At 32.3% G+C, this 16,856-nt stretch carries 16 protein-coding genes; 12 read left to right on the forward strand and 4 right to left on the reverse strand.

What is annotated here, in order from left to right:
* Nucleotides 1-16: 16 nt before the first annotated feature.
* A complete protein-coding gene (locus tag KW502_RS04080) occupies nt 17-1,069 on the forward strand; it encodes a flavin-containing monooxygenase (protein ID WP_219039262.1) in 1,053 nt (350 codons plus the stop codon).
* Nucleotides 1,070-1,151: 82 nt separating this feature from the next.
* Here KW502_RS04080 and KW502_RS04085 read toward each other — a convergent pair whose 3' ends face one another.
* Nucleotides 1,152-1,592, reverse strand: coding sequence for a hypothetical protein (locus KW502_RS04085; protein ID WP_219039263.1), 441 nt, complete (start codon nt 1,590-1,592; stop codon nt 1,152-1,154).
* 68 nt (nt 1,593-1,660) lie between these two features.
* Between KW502_RS04085 and KW502_RS04090 the strand changes: the two genes are divergently transcribed.
* Nucleotides 1,661-2,893: a BaiN/RdsA family NAD(P)/FAD-dependent oxidoreductase gene (locus KW502_RS04090; protein ID WP_219039264.1), complete on the forward strand. Its 1,233-nt coding sequence runs from the start codon at nt 1,661-1,663 to the stop codon at nt 2,891-2,893.
* Nucleotides 2,883-3,833: a bile acid:sodium symporter family protein gene (locus KW502_RS04095; RefSeq protein WP_219039265.1), complete on the forward strand. Its 951-nt coding sequence runs from the start codon at nt 2,883-2,885 to the stop codon at nt 3,831-3,833. Before KW502_RS04090 ends, KW502_RS04095 begins: the two co-directional genes overlap by 11 nt.
* Nucleotides 3,834-3,877: 44 nt before the next feature.
* On the opposite strand, the gene KW502_RS04100 is transcribed toward KW502_RS04095, so the two are convergent.
* Together KW502_RS04100 and KW502_RS04105 are read right to left on the reverse strand one after the other, a co-directional pair.
* A complete protein-coding gene (locus tag KW502_RS04100) occupies nt 3,878-4,402 on the reverse strand; it encodes a DUF421 domain-containing protein (protein ID WP_219039266.1) in 525 nt (174 codons plus the stop codon).
* Between the two features lie 71 nt (nt 4,403-4,473).
* Nucleotides 4,474-4,953 carry a TspO/MBR family protein gene (locus KW502_RS04105; RefSeq protein WP_219039267.1) on the reverse strand — a complete coding sequence of 160 codons (480 nt, stop codon included), beginning with the start codon at nt 4,951-4,953 and terminating at the stop codon, nt 4,474-4,476.
* Nucleotides 4,954-5,052: 99 nt separating this feature from the next.
* On the opposite strand from KW502_RS04105, the gene KW502_RS04110 reads away from it, so the two are divergent.
* The 9 genes from KW502_RS04110 to KW502_RS04150 all read left to right on the forward strand — a co-directional run bounded on the left by KW502_RS04110 (nt 5,053) and on the right by KW502_RS04150 (nt 15,330).
* Complete coding sequence (locus KW502_RS04110) at nt 5,053-6,135, forward strand: diphosphomevalonate decarboxylase (RefSeq protein WP_219039268.1); 1,083 nt, start codon at nt 5,053-5,055, stop codon at nt 6,133-6,135.
* 23 nt (nt 6,136-6,158) lie between these two features.
* The gene (locus tag KW502_RS04115) at nt 6,159-7,097 is read left to right on the forward strand and encodes a mevalonate kinase family protein (RefSeq protein ID WP_219039269.1); all 939 of its coding nucleotides are present in this window, start codon (nt 6,159-6,161) and stop codon (nt 7,095-7,097) included.
* A gap of 16 nt (nt 7,098-7,113) precedes the next feature.
* Nucleotides 7,114-8,028 carry a geranylgeranylglycerol-phosphate geranylgeranyltransferase gene (locus KW502_RS04120; RefSeq protein WP_255554051.1) on the forward strand — a complete coding sequence of 305 codons (915 nt, stop codon included), beginning with the start codon at nt 7,114-7,116 and terminating at the stop codon, nt 8,026-8,028.
* Nucleotides 8,029-8,146: 118 nt separating this feature from the next.
* Nucleotides 8,147-8,974 (forward strand): pseudouridine synthase, encoded by an 828-nt coding sequence (locus KW502_RS04125; protein WP_219039270.1) that lies wholly within the window; start codon nt 8,147-8,149, stop codon nt 8,972-8,974.
* A 376-nt stretch (nt 8,975-9,350) separates the two neighbouring features.
* A complete protein-coding gene (locus tag KW502_RS04130) occupies nt 9,351-10,751 on the forward strand; it encodes a type III PLP-dependent enzyme domain-containing protein (RefSeq protein WP_219039271.1) in 1,401 nt (466 codons plus the stop codon).
* Nucleotides 10,741-11,619, forward strand: a complete 879-nt coding sequence (gene speB / locus KW502_RS04135) for an agmatinase (RefSeq protein WP_219039272.1) — start codon at nt 10,741-10,743, stop codon at nt 11,617-11,619. The genes KW502_RS04130 and speB overlap by 11 nt, the downstream gene beginning before the upstream one ends.
* Before the next feature lie 113 nt (nt 11,620-11,732).
* The gene (locus tag KW502_RS04140) at nt 11,733-12,704 is read left to right on the forward strand and encodes a deoxyhypusine synthase family protein (protein WP_219039273.1); all 972 of its coding nucleotides are present in this window, start codon (nt 11,733-11,735) and stop codon (nt 12,702-12,704) included.
* 392 nt (nt 12,705-13,096) lie between these two features.
* A complete protein-coding gene (locus KW502_RS04145; RefSeq protein WP_439651377.1) occupies nt 13,097-14,623 on the forward strand; it encodes a carbon-nitrogen hydrolase family protein in 1,527 nt (508 codons plus the stop codon).
* A 71-nt stretch (nt 14,624-14,694) separates the two neighbouring features.
* Entirely contained in the window at nt 14,695-15,330 is a 636-nt protein-coding gene (locus KW502_RS04150) for a lipid-A-disaccharide synthase N-terminal domain-containing protein (RefSeq protein WP_219039275.1), read from the forward strand.
* A 174-nt stretch (nt 15,331-15,504) separates the two neighbouring features.
* Here KW502_RS04150 and mptB read toward each other — a convergent pair whose 3' ends face one another.
* Nucleotides 15,505-16,818, reverse strand: a complete 1,314-nt coding sequence (mptB, locus tag KW502_RS04155) for a polyprenol phosphomannose-dependent alpha 1,6 mannosyltransferase MptB (RefSeq protein WP_219039276.1) — start codon at nt 16,816-16,818, stop codon at nt 15,505-15,507.
* Nucleotides 16,819-16,856: the final 38 nt, after the last annotated feature.

The following is a 16,856-nucleotide window of genomic DNA, read 5'->3' on the forward strand; positions in this document are numbered from 1 at the left end:
CTGAATAAAAACTACTATGCGGGATTTTATAATTATTGGAGCTGCACAAGCTGGCTTATCGATGGCTTATTATTTAAAACAATTAAATAAAGATTTTTTAGTCCTAGACAAAGAAGATGAAATTGGCGCCAGTTGGCTAAATAGATGGGACTCACTTAAACTTTTTACCCCTACAGAATTTAACCATATGGTAGGGATGAATTTTCCGGCTCCTAAAGGCCACTACCCCAATAAATATGAAGTGGCTAATTATTTTAAAAAATATGTAAAAGAATTTAAAATTCCAGTTCAACTAAAAACTTTTGTAAAAAAAATAGAAAAAGTAGACGATAAGTTTATTTTAACAACTAATAAAACCACTTTAGAAGCTAAACAAGTAATTGTTGCTACAGGACCTTTTCACATTCCCTACACTCCACCATGCTCCAAACATTTAGCCGACTCTATTTTTCAGATTCATAGTAACTATTACAAAAAACCAACACAATTGCAAGACGGTGCAGCTATGGTTGTTGGCGCTGGCGATAGCGGCTTTCAAATTTTAGATGAAATTTCTAAAAATGGAAGAAAAACCTATTTTTCAGGTGATATTAATGTAAAAACACTTCCGCAAGAATTGTTAGGAAAAACACTTTGGTGGTGGTTCACCAAAACAGGATTTTTAAGTTTTAGTAAAAAATCTTGGATAGGTAAACGTATTACTCACACCAAACAACCTGTAATAGGAATAGATGTAAAAGAAATTTTAAATCGAAAACATGTAATTCCCGTTGGAAGAACCAATGATGGACATGAAGAAAAAATAGAAACCGATAAACAAACCCTTAGCGATGTAAAAAATATTGTATGGGCCACTGGTTACCGACCTAATTTCTCTTGGATTGAAGGATTAGAACTCGATCACGAAGGCTACCCAAAAAACGAACGTGGAGTAAGCAGCATACAAGGTTTATATTTTATAGGCTTACCCTGGTTACACACTAGGGGTTCTGCTACGCTTGGTGGTATTAAAAAAGATGCAGAACATTTAGCTATACAAATAAAAAAACAGGAATTACAATCATTTTAATTTAAAATTCCTGTTTTTTATATTTTCTAAAAGATTAGCTAAAAATGCTCATTTGCTTAGTCACAATAAGATTATTACTTAATTAAGATGTTTTTTTAAGTAACTCTTTTGCTTTTTCAATACTGTTGTTCACCTTATGCTGCATTTCTTTCACCTCTTCTTTTTCTTCCATAAGTAAAGGTTCACGCTCTTTATAAACTTCTTTTGAATAGGTAGTATCTTTTAAAGCGTTCGGAAACTTTTCACTAAAATCTTTCATCCAATTCATCATAAAGTGATGCGCTTCTTTTAGCTCATTGTTGGCTGCCTTAAATTGAATTCCCATAGCAGTAGTATCAACTTTTGCTTCTGTTTCTTCAATTAAACTAGAAAGCGTTCCCATTTTGGGCATTACCTCATCATGAACTTCTAAAATTTCAGCAATAGATTGATCATAATTTTTTTTCTCTTTTGAACTTTCCTGGGTCTTTCCGCAACTTATTAAAAGTAAAACTGAAAAGATAAATACAAGTGTTTTTTTCATTTGAAATGTTTTGTGCATAAAAATAAACAATTTTACTAGGAGAACAATCAAATACTTATTTTTGCGGTATGAGTGAAGAACGAAAAGTTGTAATTATTGGCGGTGGTGCGGCAGGTTTTTTTACAGCAATTAATTTAGCTGAAGCCAATCCTAACTTAAGCATTAGCATTTTAGAACGTGGCAAAGAAGTATTAACTAAAGTTAGAATTTCTGGTGGTGGCCGCTGTAATGTTACCCATGCAGAATTTATTCCGCAAGAACTTAATAAAAACTATCCAAGAGGCGAAAAAGAATTATTAGGACCATTTCATCAATTTATGACGGGTGATACGATTGCTTGGTTTGAAGAACGCGGAATTGAATTAAAAACTGAAGAAGATGGAAGAATGTTTCCCGTTACAGATTCTTCAGAAACTATTATCGATTGTTTTCTCGCTGAAACAGAGCGTTTAAATATTGAAGTTAAAACTGGTCACGCCGTTCAAGATATTAGGCACACCAAACAAAAATGGCTTATAAAAACTACAAAAGGAGATTTTACTGCAGATCAACTCGTGGTGGCTACTGGCAGTAATCCCAAAATTTGGGAATTGCTCAAAAATCTTGGTCATCAAATTATTCCTCCTGTTCCATCTTTATTCACTTTTAATATTCAAGATCATCGCATTAAAGATTTAGCAGGAATTTCAACCTTTGCTCATATTAAAATAGTAAAAGAAAAATTAGAAAGTGACGGCCCATTACTTATTACTCATTGGGGTTTGAGCGGACCTGGAATTTTAAAACTTTCTGCTTGGGGAGCCCGAATTTTAGAAGCGAAAAATTATCATTTTAAAATTGAAGTGAATTGGTTAGGCTATAAAACTTCAGAAGAAATTGTAGAAAAAATTAAAAAATTAAAAATAAAATTAGCCAAGCAGCAACTCACCACACAAGCACAATTTAATCTACCAAAGCGTTTATGGGTAAGTTTAGTAAAAGCTACTAAGATACCTGAAACTCAAAAATGGGCAGAATTAAGTAAAAAACAAATTTCAGATCTTGCCAAAGAACTTACTGCTTGCAGGTTAGCGGTAAATGGAAAAAGTACTTTTAAAGAAGAATTTGTTACTGCCGGCGGTGTAGATTTAAAAGAAATAAACTTTAAAACCTTTGAAAGTAAAGTTTATAACAATTTATTTTTAGCAGGTGAAATACTAAATATTGATGCCGTTACTGGTGGTTTCAACTTTCAAAATGCTTGGACGGGTGGTTATTTAGCAGCTCAAGGAATTGCAAAAAACATAGAGAATGAAGATTAATCCTTTTGTTGTTTCACTTTTAGCTGCAATCTTAGTGGCTTACCTTTTTCCGCAAATCGGAGAATTTTTTCCTTTAAAAATAATTACAGATGTAGGAATTGGACTTATTTTCTTTTTCTACGGATTAAAATTATCGGTTTCTGAATTAAAATTAGGGATGAGTAATTATAAGTTACACATCTTAATTCAATTCACTACTTTTTTATTATTTCCGGCATTGGTTTTTGTAGCTTATCCTTTTCTAAAAAATACAAATGCAGAAGAATATTGGTTGGCTTTTTTCTTTCTAGCAGCTTTACCATCTACAGTATCTTCTTCTGTAGTGATGGTTTCATTGGCTAAAGGAAATATTCCTGCGGCGATTTTTAATGCGAGTTTATCAGGGATTATCGGAGTAATTATCACACCATTTTGGCTTGGCTTTTTCTTAGATGCGTCTGAAGGTTTTACGTTTTCTGAAGTATTTTTAAAACTATTATACCAAATTATAATTCCGCTAGTGCTAGGTTTTGCTTTGCATAAGATTTTAAAAACTTTTGTAAAACGTTATAAAAGCAAATTAGGTTTATTTGATAAGTCCATAATCATCCTTATTGTTTACGATAGCTTTAGTCATTCTTTCTCAGCTAATATTTTTGACGATTTAAGTATTTTAGATTTAGGCTTAATTTTACTCTCTGTGTTAGCACTTTTCTTTGCCATTTATGGTATCACGGGTTGGATTTCTAATGTTTGTAATTTTGCTATTAAAGATAAAATTACCGCTCGCTTTTGCGGATCTAAAAAATCGTTAGTTCACGGCTCGGTAATGGCTAAAATTATATTTGGTAATTCTGCGGGAGCAGGTTTATTTTTATTACCTATTATGCTTTTTCATATAAGTCAGCTAATTTTAATTTCTGTTTTTGCTGAACGCTATGCAGAGAAAATATCAGATTAAACTTCACTTTTATGATTTATACATTTTTTACTAACAACTATAAGTTACTTACGCTGAACTCCTTTTAGTAATTCAGACTCTAAAACTATATCTTCATCTGTGGTGTGGAGTACAGAAATATCACCGGTAGCTTCAAATACAACAGCTTTAATTTGGGAGAACTTAATAACATTTGCTTCTCTCAACTTAGAATGCAAATCTGCTTTGGTTACTTTCGCCTTTTTTAAATTCTCTTCTAATATTTCTTGACCATCCATTAAAAGTAAAGGAGTATTATCTATAGTTTTTTGAAAAAGCTGAAAACCTCTTAAAGAAGCGGCTCCCATTTGCAATACATATACCGCAATTAATCCCACAGCACCATCAACTAAACTTACAGATGAACTTAAAATTGTAGAAGCCACCATAGATCCTATAGCTACTGTTATTGCAAAATCAAAACTTGACATTTTAGAAAAACTTCGTTTCCCCGCAATTCTTGTACATAAAATTACTGCCAAGTAAATACCAATAGCACATAAAACTATATTTATTAAAGATTCTGGACTTGTTTGCAACCATTTATTCATAACCAACTAATATTTAGCAAGAAATATAAATGAAATTAAAAGTAATAAGAATTACCTTAACGAATATTTAATTAATTAAGTCGCCAAATCTCAAAGTTAACAACGGCGGTATAGGCAATCCAAAACATATACGGAATTAATAAATAAGCAGCAAAAGGCTTAACTATTTTAAACCATTTAAAAGTGAATAGTAATAAAGTAAATATAGCCACGGTAAGTAAAAAACTTACCATGAGCATTTTCATCTCAAAAAAAGTAAGAAACCAAGCGGCAGTAAGTAAAATTTGAAAACCGAAATGATACAAGGCTGTTTTCACCCAATTATGATGTAATCCTCTGCTCCAAACAATACCAGCAGCAATACCTATAAGTGCAAAATTAATAAGCCATAAAGAACTATAAATCCAATCAGGCACCACAAAAGATGGCTTATTAATAATAGCTAACCAATCGTGCAAAACACTTTGAATAGCAATGGTGCTTAAAAAACCAATAAGCACACAAATAAAAGTGCTCACTACAACTTTAAAATAATTAAGCTTGTTGTTCATAACAAGATAGTTTGTGAAGTTCTAATTTAGAATTATTTTTGAATTTCTACAACCAATACGCATACCTAATCAATTATATTTGCTAAAATTTTTATTGCCATGATTATTCAAGAATTTGTTTTCAATTCAGCAAAAGAGCGTCTATCCGAAGGAAAAGTATCTTGGGAATCTCCCAGTAATATTGCTTTGGTAAAATATTGGGGAAAGTATGGCGAACAATTACCAAAAAACCCATCGGTGAGTTTCACATTAAATAACTGTAAAACCACAACAGTCTTAGCATATACAGCTATAGAACCTACTAAAGATTTTTCTTTTGAAGTTTTTTTAGACGAAGAAAAAGCACCTTCATTTGAACCAAAAATTAAAACTTTTTTTGAACGAATTGAAGCTTATTTACCATTTCTAAAAGAATATCATTTTACAATAAAAACCTCTAATTCTTTCCCTCACAGCAGTGGTATCGCTTCTTCTGCTAGCGGAATGAGTGCACTTGCTTGCTGCTTAATGAGTATCGAGCAAAAATTAAACTCTGAAATTTCTTCAACTTACTTCAACCAAAAAGCTTCATTTTTAGCAAGATTAGGTTCAGGAAGTGCGGCTAGAAGTATTGAAGGCGGGCTCGTAGTTTGGGGAAAACATAAAAATATAGATAACAGTAGTGATTTATATGGAACTTCATATCCTTATGCGATCCATGAAGTTTTTAAAACCTATCAAGATACCATTTTATTGGTTGATAAAGGTGAAAAAACCGTAAGCAGCAGCGTGGGGCATAATTTAATGCATAATCATCCTTATGCGGAAGTTAGATTTCAACAAGCGATTGATAACTTAGAAAAACTTAAACCCATTTTTAAAAATGGAGATTTAGAAGCATTTATTAATATTGTAGAGAGTGAGGCACTTACCTTGCATGCAATGATGATGAGCAGTAATCCGTATTTTATTTTAATGAAACCTAATACACTAGAGATTATTAATAAAGTTTGGAAATATAGACAAGAAACCAATGCTAAACTTTGTTTTACCTTAGATGCTGGCGCCAATGTACATTTGTTATACCCTAAAAACGAAGAAACTAAAGTTTTAGATTTCATTAAGAACCAGTTAGTTGCACATTGTCAAAATGCGCAGTATATTTGTGATAATGTTGGAACGGGAGCTCTACAATTAGCTTAAAGTTTACAACGTAATACACCATTATGAAAGGACCTTTATTTTATTCAAAAATTTTATTGTTTGGTGAGTATGGGATCATTAAAGATTCTAAAGGCTTATCTATTCCTTATAACTTTTATAATGGAGCTTTAAAGATTGACTCTAATCTTTCTGAAGCTCAAGAAAAATCTAATCATAATCTTCAACGTTTTGCTGATTATTTAGCCAGCTTACAAAATTCAAATACAGATTTAGTTGAATTTAACCTGAATGAATTAACAAAAGATATTGAAGCAGGAATGTATTTTGATAGTAGCATTCCACAAGGTTACGGTGTTGGTAGTAGTGGCGCTTTAGTTGCTGCTATTTACGATAAATATGCCTTAAATAAAATAACTGTTTTAGAAAACTTAAGTAGAGAAAAGTTATTGAAACTTAAAGAAATTTTCGGACAAATGGAATCTTTTTTCCACGGAAAATCTTCTGGCCTAGATCCTCTAAACAGTTACCTAAGCTTACCTATTCTTATTAACTCTAAAGATAACATTGAAGCTGCAGGAATCCCTTCACAATCAAACGAAGGTAAAGGAGCTGTATTTTTATTAGACAGTGGAATGGTAGGAGAAACAGCACCGCTTGTAAATCTTTTTATGGAAAACTTAAAACAAGAAGGATTTCGTAAAATGCTAAAAGATAAATTTGTAAAACATACCGATGCCTGTGTAGAAGATTTTATGAAGGGTGATGTAAAATCTCTATTCTTAAACATCAAGCAACTTTCGCATGTAGTTTTAGACAATTTTAAACCCATGATACCTAAGCAATTTCATAAACTTTGGAAAGATGGAATTGACACCGGAAATTACTACTTAAAACTTTGTGGTTCTGGTGGTGGTGGTTACATTTTAGGTTTTACTGAAGATATAGATAAAGCAAGAACAGCCTTAAAAAACCACAATCTAGAAGTAGTTTATACTTTCTAAAATCCCGATTAAGTTTATGGGGATACTTTCACGTAAAAACAAACTAGTTTTATTAAAATTAGCAAGTTTGTTTTCTGTAGTACGCGGTTATAATATCTTAATTATATTTATTGCGCAGTACCTAGCTTCTATTTACATTTTAGCACCAGAGAGAACAGTAAGTGAAATTCTTTTTGATGTTAATCTTTTTGTCATAGTAATTGCCTCTACATTCGCAATTGCTTCTGGTTATCTTATAAATAATTTTTATGATACTGAAAAAGATTTAATTAATCGTCCCCAAAAAACGCTACTCGATAATTATATTAGTCAAAAAACGAAGTTAGCTATTTATTTCACCCTGAATTTCTTAACGGTAATTTTAGCGAGTTATGTTTCTTTTAAAACGGTAATATTCTTTTCAATCTTTATTTTCTTATTATGGTTTTATTCGCATAAATTAAAAAAATATCCATTTATAGGTACACTTACTGCTTCAATTTTAGCCATCACCCCTTTTTTTGTGGTTTTTGTATACTACCAAAATTTTGATATGGCAGTTTTTGTACATGCTACCTTTCTATTTTTAATCATTTCTATACGTGAACTTACCAAAGATCTCGAAAATTTAAAAGGAGACCTTACCCAAGATTATCGTACTATACCTGTAGTTTACGGTATTAAATTTTCTAAAACATTAATTAGTATTTTAGTAGCCTTAACGCTGGTACCTACTTTAATTCTTATGTCTAATCAATTTGAAATTGGACAAATGCACTATTACTTTGTATTGAGTTTTATTTTAATGATTATCTTTCTATTTTTTCTCTGGAAATCTTCTTCTAAGCTTCAATATACTTTATTACACAATTTGCTCAAATTAATTATTGTGATTGGTGTTTTCAGTATTTTACTAATAGATATCGACGTGGTTTTAAACAGAGTTTTATAATAGTTGAAAAGAAATCTATTATAAAAACTTCAACTTATTGTTATTCAGTATATAATAATTAATTCATCATTACATATAAATCATATATTAATCCTTACATTTGCAAAAAAATTCAATTATGGCGAGCAATTCAAGAAATCAAGGAAAAGGAAATATGAAGAAGAACAAGCCTTTTGATAATAAGAAAAAACCAAGTAAAAAAATTGCAGTAGATAAGCAGGTTAAAGATCCACAGGCAGGAATGCGTTTAAACAAATACATTTCTAATGCGGGAATTTGTAGTCGTCGTGATGCAGATATTTACATTACTGCCGGTAGCGTGCGTGTAAACGGAGAGGTGGTTACAGAAATGGGGCACAAAGTAAAACTTACCGATGAAGTAAAGTTTGACGGTCGTAAAATAAGCCCAGAAAAGAAAGAATACGTTCTTTTAAATAAACCTTCTGGATTTTATGTAACTGGTAGTTTAGAAAAAAATAACCGTACGGTTATGGATTTAATTGCTAATGCATCAAATTCTAAACTTGACCCTGTTGGTAAATTAGAAACGAGCACCACCGGATTGTTATTATTTACCAACGACGGTACGATGGCAAAAAGCTTAGGTAGTTCTAAAACTCGAGTAAGACAAATTTATCATATTACCCTAAATAAAAACTTAGACCAAGAAGATTTAGAAAAAATTTCTGAAGGCCGTGTGATTTTAGAGGATGGTAAAGTAACTGTAGATGATATTAGCTATGTAGACAATAGACCAAAACGTGAAGTTGGTTTAGAGTTACAAAGCACTAGAATTCATATTGTACAACGTACGTTTAAAAAGTTAGGCTACGAAATTGTAAAATTAGATCGTGTAGTTTTTGGCGGACTTACCAAAAAAGATTTACCAAGAGGAAATTACAGACACTTAACTAGACAAGAAGTGATAAATTTAGGGATGTTATAAACACTAAATAGCTATAAATTAAAAAGCCTTTTCGACTACCGAGAAGGTTTTTTATTTTATAAAATTTAACATTTAACCTCTTCCACAACATTAAAAAAAAGATTTTATTTGTCGAGCATTTTAGCTGAACAATATTGAAATCTGTTTATAGTTTCGGATTTTTGAACGTGAGGAAGTCAATTTCAAAAATAGTTTACCAGGTAAATAACCGAATTTTAAAGCTAGCTTCCGTTTTACAACCTTCTTTCTTTCAAGCCCTAGCATTTGTGCCAGTGACTTCAAAACAAATTTTACTTTAATTTAAGATAAGTCAGCTCTTATTTTCATAACTTTCTATACATTATAGTAAAAACCCAATTTATTTCAATACAATTTAATGAATACTAAATACATCAATCTAATAGATCAAACGTATTATTTTCCACAGGAAGAGTTTGATTTAAAAGAAGACTCACTTCAATTTCACGGAATTGATCTTATGGAATTAATTAAAGAATATGGTGCTCCCTTAAAGTTTACCTATCTTCCTAAAATTTCAGAGAATATACAAAAGGCAAAAAAGTGGTTTACAGAAGCTATAGAAAGTCACAATTATAATGGAAATTACAACTATTGCTATTGCACCAAAAGCTCTCATTTTCAACACGTTTTAGACGAAGCTTTACAAAATAATATTCATATTGAAACCTCTTCGGCATTCGATATCAATATTGTAGAAAAACTTCAGAAAAAAGGAAAAATCAACAAAGACACCTATGTGATTTGTAACGGTTTTAAACGTGAGCAATACATCACCAATATTGGAAGATTAATAAATAACGGACACCAAAATTGTATCCCGATTATTGATAATTATGAAGAGATCGATTTACTTTCTGAAGAAATTAAAGACGACTTTAAAATAGGAATTCGTATCGCTTCTGAAGAAGAACCAAAATTTGAATTTTATACCTCTAGGTTAGGAATTGGTTATAAAAATATTGTTCCGTTTTACGAAGAGCAAATTAAAAATAATGATAAAGTTGAGCTTAAAATGCTTCACTTTTTCATTAATACTGGTATTCGTGATACTGCCTATTATTGGAACGAGTTACTTAAATGTTTAAAAGTATATATTCGTTTAAAAAAGATCTGCCCAACTTTAGACAGCTTAAATATTGGTGGCGGTTTCCCAATCAAAAATTCGTTACAGTTTGATTACGATTATCAATACATGATAAATGAGATCATCAATCAAATTAAAATTTCTTGTGATGAAGCTGAAGTTCCTGTCCCTCATATTTTTACTGAATTTGGAAGTTTTACCGTTGGCGAAAGCGGCGGAGCTATTTATGAGATTCTCTATCAAAAACAGCAAAATGACCGAGAGAAATGGAATATGATCAACTCCTCCTTCATCACCACATTACCAGATACTTGGGCTATTAACAAGCGTTTTATTATGCTTGCCATTAACCGTTGGAATGATGAATATGAACGCGTACTTTTAGGCGGGTTAACTTGCGATAGTGATGATTATTATAATAGTGAACAGAATATGAACGCTATTTATTTACCAAAATTCAGAAAAGATAAACCATTATACATCGGCTTCTTTAATACAGGAGCTTATCAAGAAACCATTGGTGGTTTTGGAGGTTTGCAACATTGCTTAATACCATCTCCAAAGCATATTTTGATTAATAAAGATAAGGACGGTAAAATAACCACCAAACTATTTAGTGAACAACAAAAAAGTGAAGACTTACTTAAAATTTTAGGTTACGATGACAACTAAAAAAAATTACGCAGGAATCCCAGAAAAATATGCTCGTATAGACGATGCAAAAGTAGTACTAATTCCTGTGCCTTACGATGGTACAAGCACTTGGCAAAAAGGTGCAGATAAAGGTCCGCAAGCTTTTTTAGAAGCTTCAGAAAACATGGAGCTTTTTGATATTGAAACTCGTACAGAAGTATATAAAAAAGGGGTGTATTTAGCGCCCCCAGTAACTGAAAATTCTTCTCCCGAGAAAATGGTAGAAAGTGTGTATAAAACCACTAAAAACTATATTAATCAAGAAAAATTTGTTACCCTTTTTGGAGGAGAACATTCCATTTCTATCGGGAGTATTCGTGCCTTTAATGAAAGTTTTGAAGACTTAACCGTGGTACAAATTGACGCTCACGCCGACTTACGTAAAGAATACGAAGGTACTAAATGTAATCATGCTTGTGCTGTTCACGAAGCGAGTAAAACAACCAACTTAATACAAGTAGGAATACGTTCGATGGATGCAGAAGAGCTTGATTATATGGATGAAAATCAAGTTTATTTTGCTCACGATCTATATGAAGATTGGATGGACGATGCTATTGGGCAAATGACGCCAAATGTATTTTTAACCATAGATTTAGATGCGTTCGACCCTTCCATTTTACCTTCTACAGGAACACCAGAACCAGGAGGTTTATTTTGGTATGAGACTTTAGATTTTCTGAGAATGATCTTTAAAAAGAAAAATGTGGTAGGTTTTGATATCGTAGAACTCTGCCCAAATCCTTCAGAAAAATCTTCAGACTTTTTAGCAGCTAAGCTTTACTATAAAATGCTAAGCTATAAGTTTAAGTATGAAAACTATGAAGGTGAAGATGAAAATGAGTAATCTTTAAACGAAATAAAAGAATAAAACTATATGTCAATTTCAGCAATGTCGAAAAAAGGACTTGAATATAAGACCTCCCGACTCCGATCGAAGAGACAATCAAAAACAAAATTATGAGCAAAGGAGCAATTTCAGAATTTATCCAAAAATATTATTTACACTTTAATGCTGCATCGGTAGTAGATGCGGCAAAAGCATACGAAGAGCAACTTAACGGCGGAGCTAAAATGTTAGTTTCTTTAGCTGGAGCAATGAGTACTGCAGAACTCGGTAAGATTTTTGCCGAAATGATTAGACAAGACAAAGTGCATATTATTTCTTGTACAGGTGCCAACTTAGAAGAAGATATTATGAATTTGGTGGCGCACTCTCATTACAAACGCGTTCCCAACTATCGTGATCTTACTCCGCAAGACGAGTGGGATTTATTAGAAAAAGGATTGAATCGTGTGACCGATACCTGTATACCTGAAGAAGAAGCATTTAGACGTTTACAACAGCACATTTTCAAAATATGGAAAGATGCTGAAGAAAAAGGCGAACGCTACTTCCCTCATGAGTTTATGTACAAAATGTTACTAAGTGGTGTGCTGGAAGAATATTATGAGATCGATTTAAAAGACTCTTGGATGTATGCAGCAGCAGAGAAAAACTTACCGATCGTAGTTCCGGGTTGGGAAGATAGTACAATGGGTAATATTTTTGCGAGTTATGTAATGAAAGGAGAATTAAAAGCTACCACCATGAAATCTGGTATCGAATATATGGGATTTTTAGCCGATTGGTATACCGATAATTCTAAAAACGGAATTGGTTTCTTCCAAATTGGCGGAGGTATTGCCGGTGATTTCCCAATTTGTGTAGTACCAATGTTATACCAAGATATGGAACGTACCGATACACCTTTCTGGAGTTATTTCTGTCAAATTTCAGATTCTACAACCAGTTATGGTTCTTATTCTGGTGCAGTACCTAATGAAAAAATTACTTGGGGAAAACTAGATATCAATACGCCTAAATTTATTATTGAAAGTGACGCTACGATTGTTGCTCCTTTAATTTTTGCGTATTTGTTAGATATGTAAAACTTCCCTCCAAAAGAGAGTCTAAGGTTACGTGTTAGAAATCTTATTAAATGTTCAGTTCGAGTGGAGTCTAAAAACTTTTTTATTTTAAAATTGTTCTCGACTCCACTCGAACTGAAATTAATTTATCTTGAAAATAAGAAGTCACCATTCTGAATTTAATTCAGAATCTGATTTCTTGATGTTAATATATCGCATTGACCAAAAATAAAAAATGTTACGTTATTAAAAATTCTGGTTTTCAAAATTATTTTTATAAATAATTTACTAGGAGGTTTGCGCTAGGGATTGAGGCTTTGTTGGAGCTCTTTAAAATTAGCCTAAGCTAAATTTTTAAAGCGACTGCCGAAAGCCCTACCCTTGTGGTAGCGCCCAAATTAATAGAATTGAAGATGGAAAAAATTGAAAATGTAGAGTTAAAATATTTAACGTTAGAAGATTTTGAAGAACTGAAAGCAGCTACCGAAGCAGCTTACCACTCGATGCCTAATTCTTATTGGAAGTTAGAAGACATAGGGAAATTAATTAGCATCTTTCCTGAAGGGCAAATTGTGATTAAAGTAAATGGTGATATTGCTGGTTGTGCGCTATCGATGATCGTAGATTTTGATGAAATTGAAGATAACCACACGTATCAAGATATTGTGGGAGACGAGAATTTTAAAGTGCATAATAAAAACGGAGATATGCTTTACGGCATTGATGTGTTTATTAAACCAGATTACCGCGGACTTCGATTAGGCAGAAGATTATACGATTATAGAAAAGAGGTTTGCGAAAATCTTAATTTAAAAGGTATTGTTTTTGGAGGACGAATACCTAATTATCACAAGTTTTCTAAAGATATTACTCCCGTACAATATATCGAAAAAGTACGTTCTAAAGAAATTCACGACCCTGTATTAAACTTTCAGTTATCAAATGATTTTCACCCAGTGAGAATTTTAAAAGGCTATTTAGAAGGTGATGATGATTCTGGAGAATATGCGGTTTTAATGGAGTGGGATAATGTGTATTACACTAAACCCAGCAAAAAACCTTCCGCCAATAAAAGTATTGTTCGTTTAGGCTTAATTCAATGGCAGATGCGTACCTATAAAGGCTTGGACGATTTAATGCAGCAAGCAGAATATTTTATTGATACCGTAGCTGGTTACCGATCAGACTTCGCCTTGTTTCCTGAATTTTTTAATGCTCCATTAATGGCAACTTACAACCATATGAAAGAGCCAGAAGCAATTCGAAAACTTGCAGGGTTTACTAATACCATTATCGAACGTTTTTCTGAACTTTCTGTATCTTATAATATTAATATTATTTCGGGAAGTATGCCAGAAATGATTGATGGTAAACTATACAACGTAGGTTACCTCTGTAAAAGAGATGGAAGCATCGATCGTTTTGAGAAAATACACGTAACTCCAGATGAAGCTAAAGTTTGGGGTATGCAAACCGGAAATGTAGTAAAAACTTTTGATACCGATTGTGGCAAAATAGGAATCTTAATTTGTTATGATGTCGAATTTCCTGAGCTATCTAGATTATTAGCAGAAGAAGGAATGGATATTTTATTTGTGCCATTTTTAACCGATACGCAAAATGGTTATTCTCGTGTTAAACTCTGTGCACAAGCACGCGCCGTAGAAAACGAATGTTACGTAGCCATTGCAGGTAGTGTAGGGAATTTACCAAATGTGCATAATATGGATATCCAATATGCGCAATCTGCTGTATTTACCCCATGTGATTTCGCCTTCCCTTCTAACGGAATTAAAGCCGAAGCTACCCCAAATACAGAAATGATTTTAGTAGCCGATGTAGATATAGATTTACTTCGGGAGTTACATACTTTTGGTAGCGTTCACAATTTAAAAGATCGTAGAAAAGATATTTATGAAGTAAAAAGAGTAAACAAGTAAAATTGATAAGCTTTTGCAAAAAGCTTATCAATTAATGTTAAATTTCTTTACTTGCCAAAAATTTTGATTTTATGAGTGATTGGATGATTTACGCCGTAGGATTTACTTCTCAATTAATTTTTGCTTCACGAATAATCATCCAATGGTTTAAATCTGAAAAATCTAAAAAACTAGAAACTCCAACCATTTTTTGGAAGCTTAGCCTTATTGCGGCTATTATCTTTTTTATTTATGGATACCTTAGAAAAGATTTTTCTATCATGTTAGGCCAAATGATTATTTACTATGTTTTTATACGTAATCTTCAGCTTCAAAATGAATGGAAACCTACTAACATTTTTTTTAAACTTCTAGTTTTAGGGTTTCCTGTTTTTGCAATTCTGTATGGACTTTTTTGGGCTAACATAGATTTTGGCTTATTATTTTCTCAGCAAGACAAAAACGGAATAGCCACTTGGCTCATGATAATAGGTGTTGTAGGTCAAATTATTTATACGGGAAGATTTCTATACCAGTGGTATTATTCTGAACAAGAAAATGAGTCCAATTTACCTATTACATTTTGGGCAATGAGTTTAGTAGGTTCTGGTATTCTTATTTATTATGCCGTTATGCGGGAAGACCCAGTATTATTTGCTTCTCACGCGGGAGGGTCTTTTATTTATATTCGGAATATTTATATTGGAGTAAAAGCTGATAATAATTAGGCTGCATACCTCAACGGGTCGGGCTATTCGCTATATCTTTTTTTTTAAAACTTGTAAGATAAAGCTACTCGATAAAAACGTTTTAAGTGAATTTCAAAAGCCTCGAATTCAAAAATCAAAAAAGGATAAGTTTATCCTGAGCGAAAGTCGAAGGGCTACTATCCCTTGCAGAAATTAACCACAGAATAGTTTTTTAGTCGATTTAAATTCGTAAGCTACAACACTTATTACCAAAATATATTCTAAGGCAACTAAATATAATTTTTCCTCAAAACCATTTGTTCTGTAAGCGCTATAACTTAACATTACACTTACAGACCAAATTAATATGAAGCGATAACGAGTTAAAATTGAAATTGCCAAAGGAGTAATTACATACCAAGGATGGATGGTCGTTGCGCATAGAAAGTAAATACTCAGCGCAAAAAGCATACTTACAAAAAGCCTTTGACACGAATTATTTTTTCTGAAAAATGCCAAACTCAAAACCGACAATAAGATAATTACTGATAAAATTTTGCCTGCAATACTTATAATATTCCAACCCATCGTTTGAAATCCCACCCAGCGAATAATGTAGTATAAACTGGCATTAAATTCAAAAGTATTAAACCAAAGTGCTACAGAATCTCCAAAATTCTGAATCAAATTCACAGAAAGAAAAGGAAGGAAAGTGAGTAAAACGCTTAAAAAATTTACTCCATAGAAAGTAATTAGTTTATAAATATTGAGTTGTTCTTGTTTTCTGAAATAGTTAAAAAACAAAGGTAATAGCACCAAAGGCAAAAGCTTGACAGAAACAGACAACCCAAATAAAATAGCCGCCCAAATCAATTTCTTTTTCAACAATAAATAAAAAGCAATCACGAGAAACATCACCATTAAACCTTCAAAATGTAAATTTCCTGTAAGTTCGATAATTACTAAGGGATTCAAGAAATACCAAAAGGCTTGATGTAATGGTAATTTTAGATACTGAAGTAATTTTCTGAAAAAAATAAAAGTGATTACATCGGTAAAAATTAATACGATTCGCATCACCATCACACTTCCTAAAATATTTTTAGGAGTTACTATTCCAGCCAAGGCATATACAAATTGAGAAACCGGTGGGTAGTTGGTAAAATGACTTGCGTTTAAGGCTTGCATTCCTTTTACTAATTCTTCACCTTGTACTATCGCTGCTATTTTGCCGGATGCTAGCCATTGTTGCGGAGTAGACAAATATGGATTAATTCCTTCTACTATTAACCTACCGTCCCAGATAAATCGATAAAAATCTTGTGATAAGTTGGGGAGCGCAAATAAAAATAATAGACGACAAGCAATGCCGAAACCCAATAGCAACTTCCAGTTTGTTTTTTGTTGCTGAATAAGTTTAAAACTCAGAAAAAATAAAGCTAGGTATAAGCTGCTTAATTTTACAAAATCAGTTCTTACCAAATTGTAAGCAAAACTGAAATAGAATGCACACAAAGCAAGCATCATTAAGATGGAATATTTGTGATATTTAAAAAATGATTTTA

It is taken from the genome of Mesonia aestuariivivens (assembly GCF_019311235.1).
Lineage (GTDB): Bacteria > Bacteroidota > Bacteroidia > Flavobacteriales > Flavobacteriaceae > Mesonia > Mesonia aestuariivivens.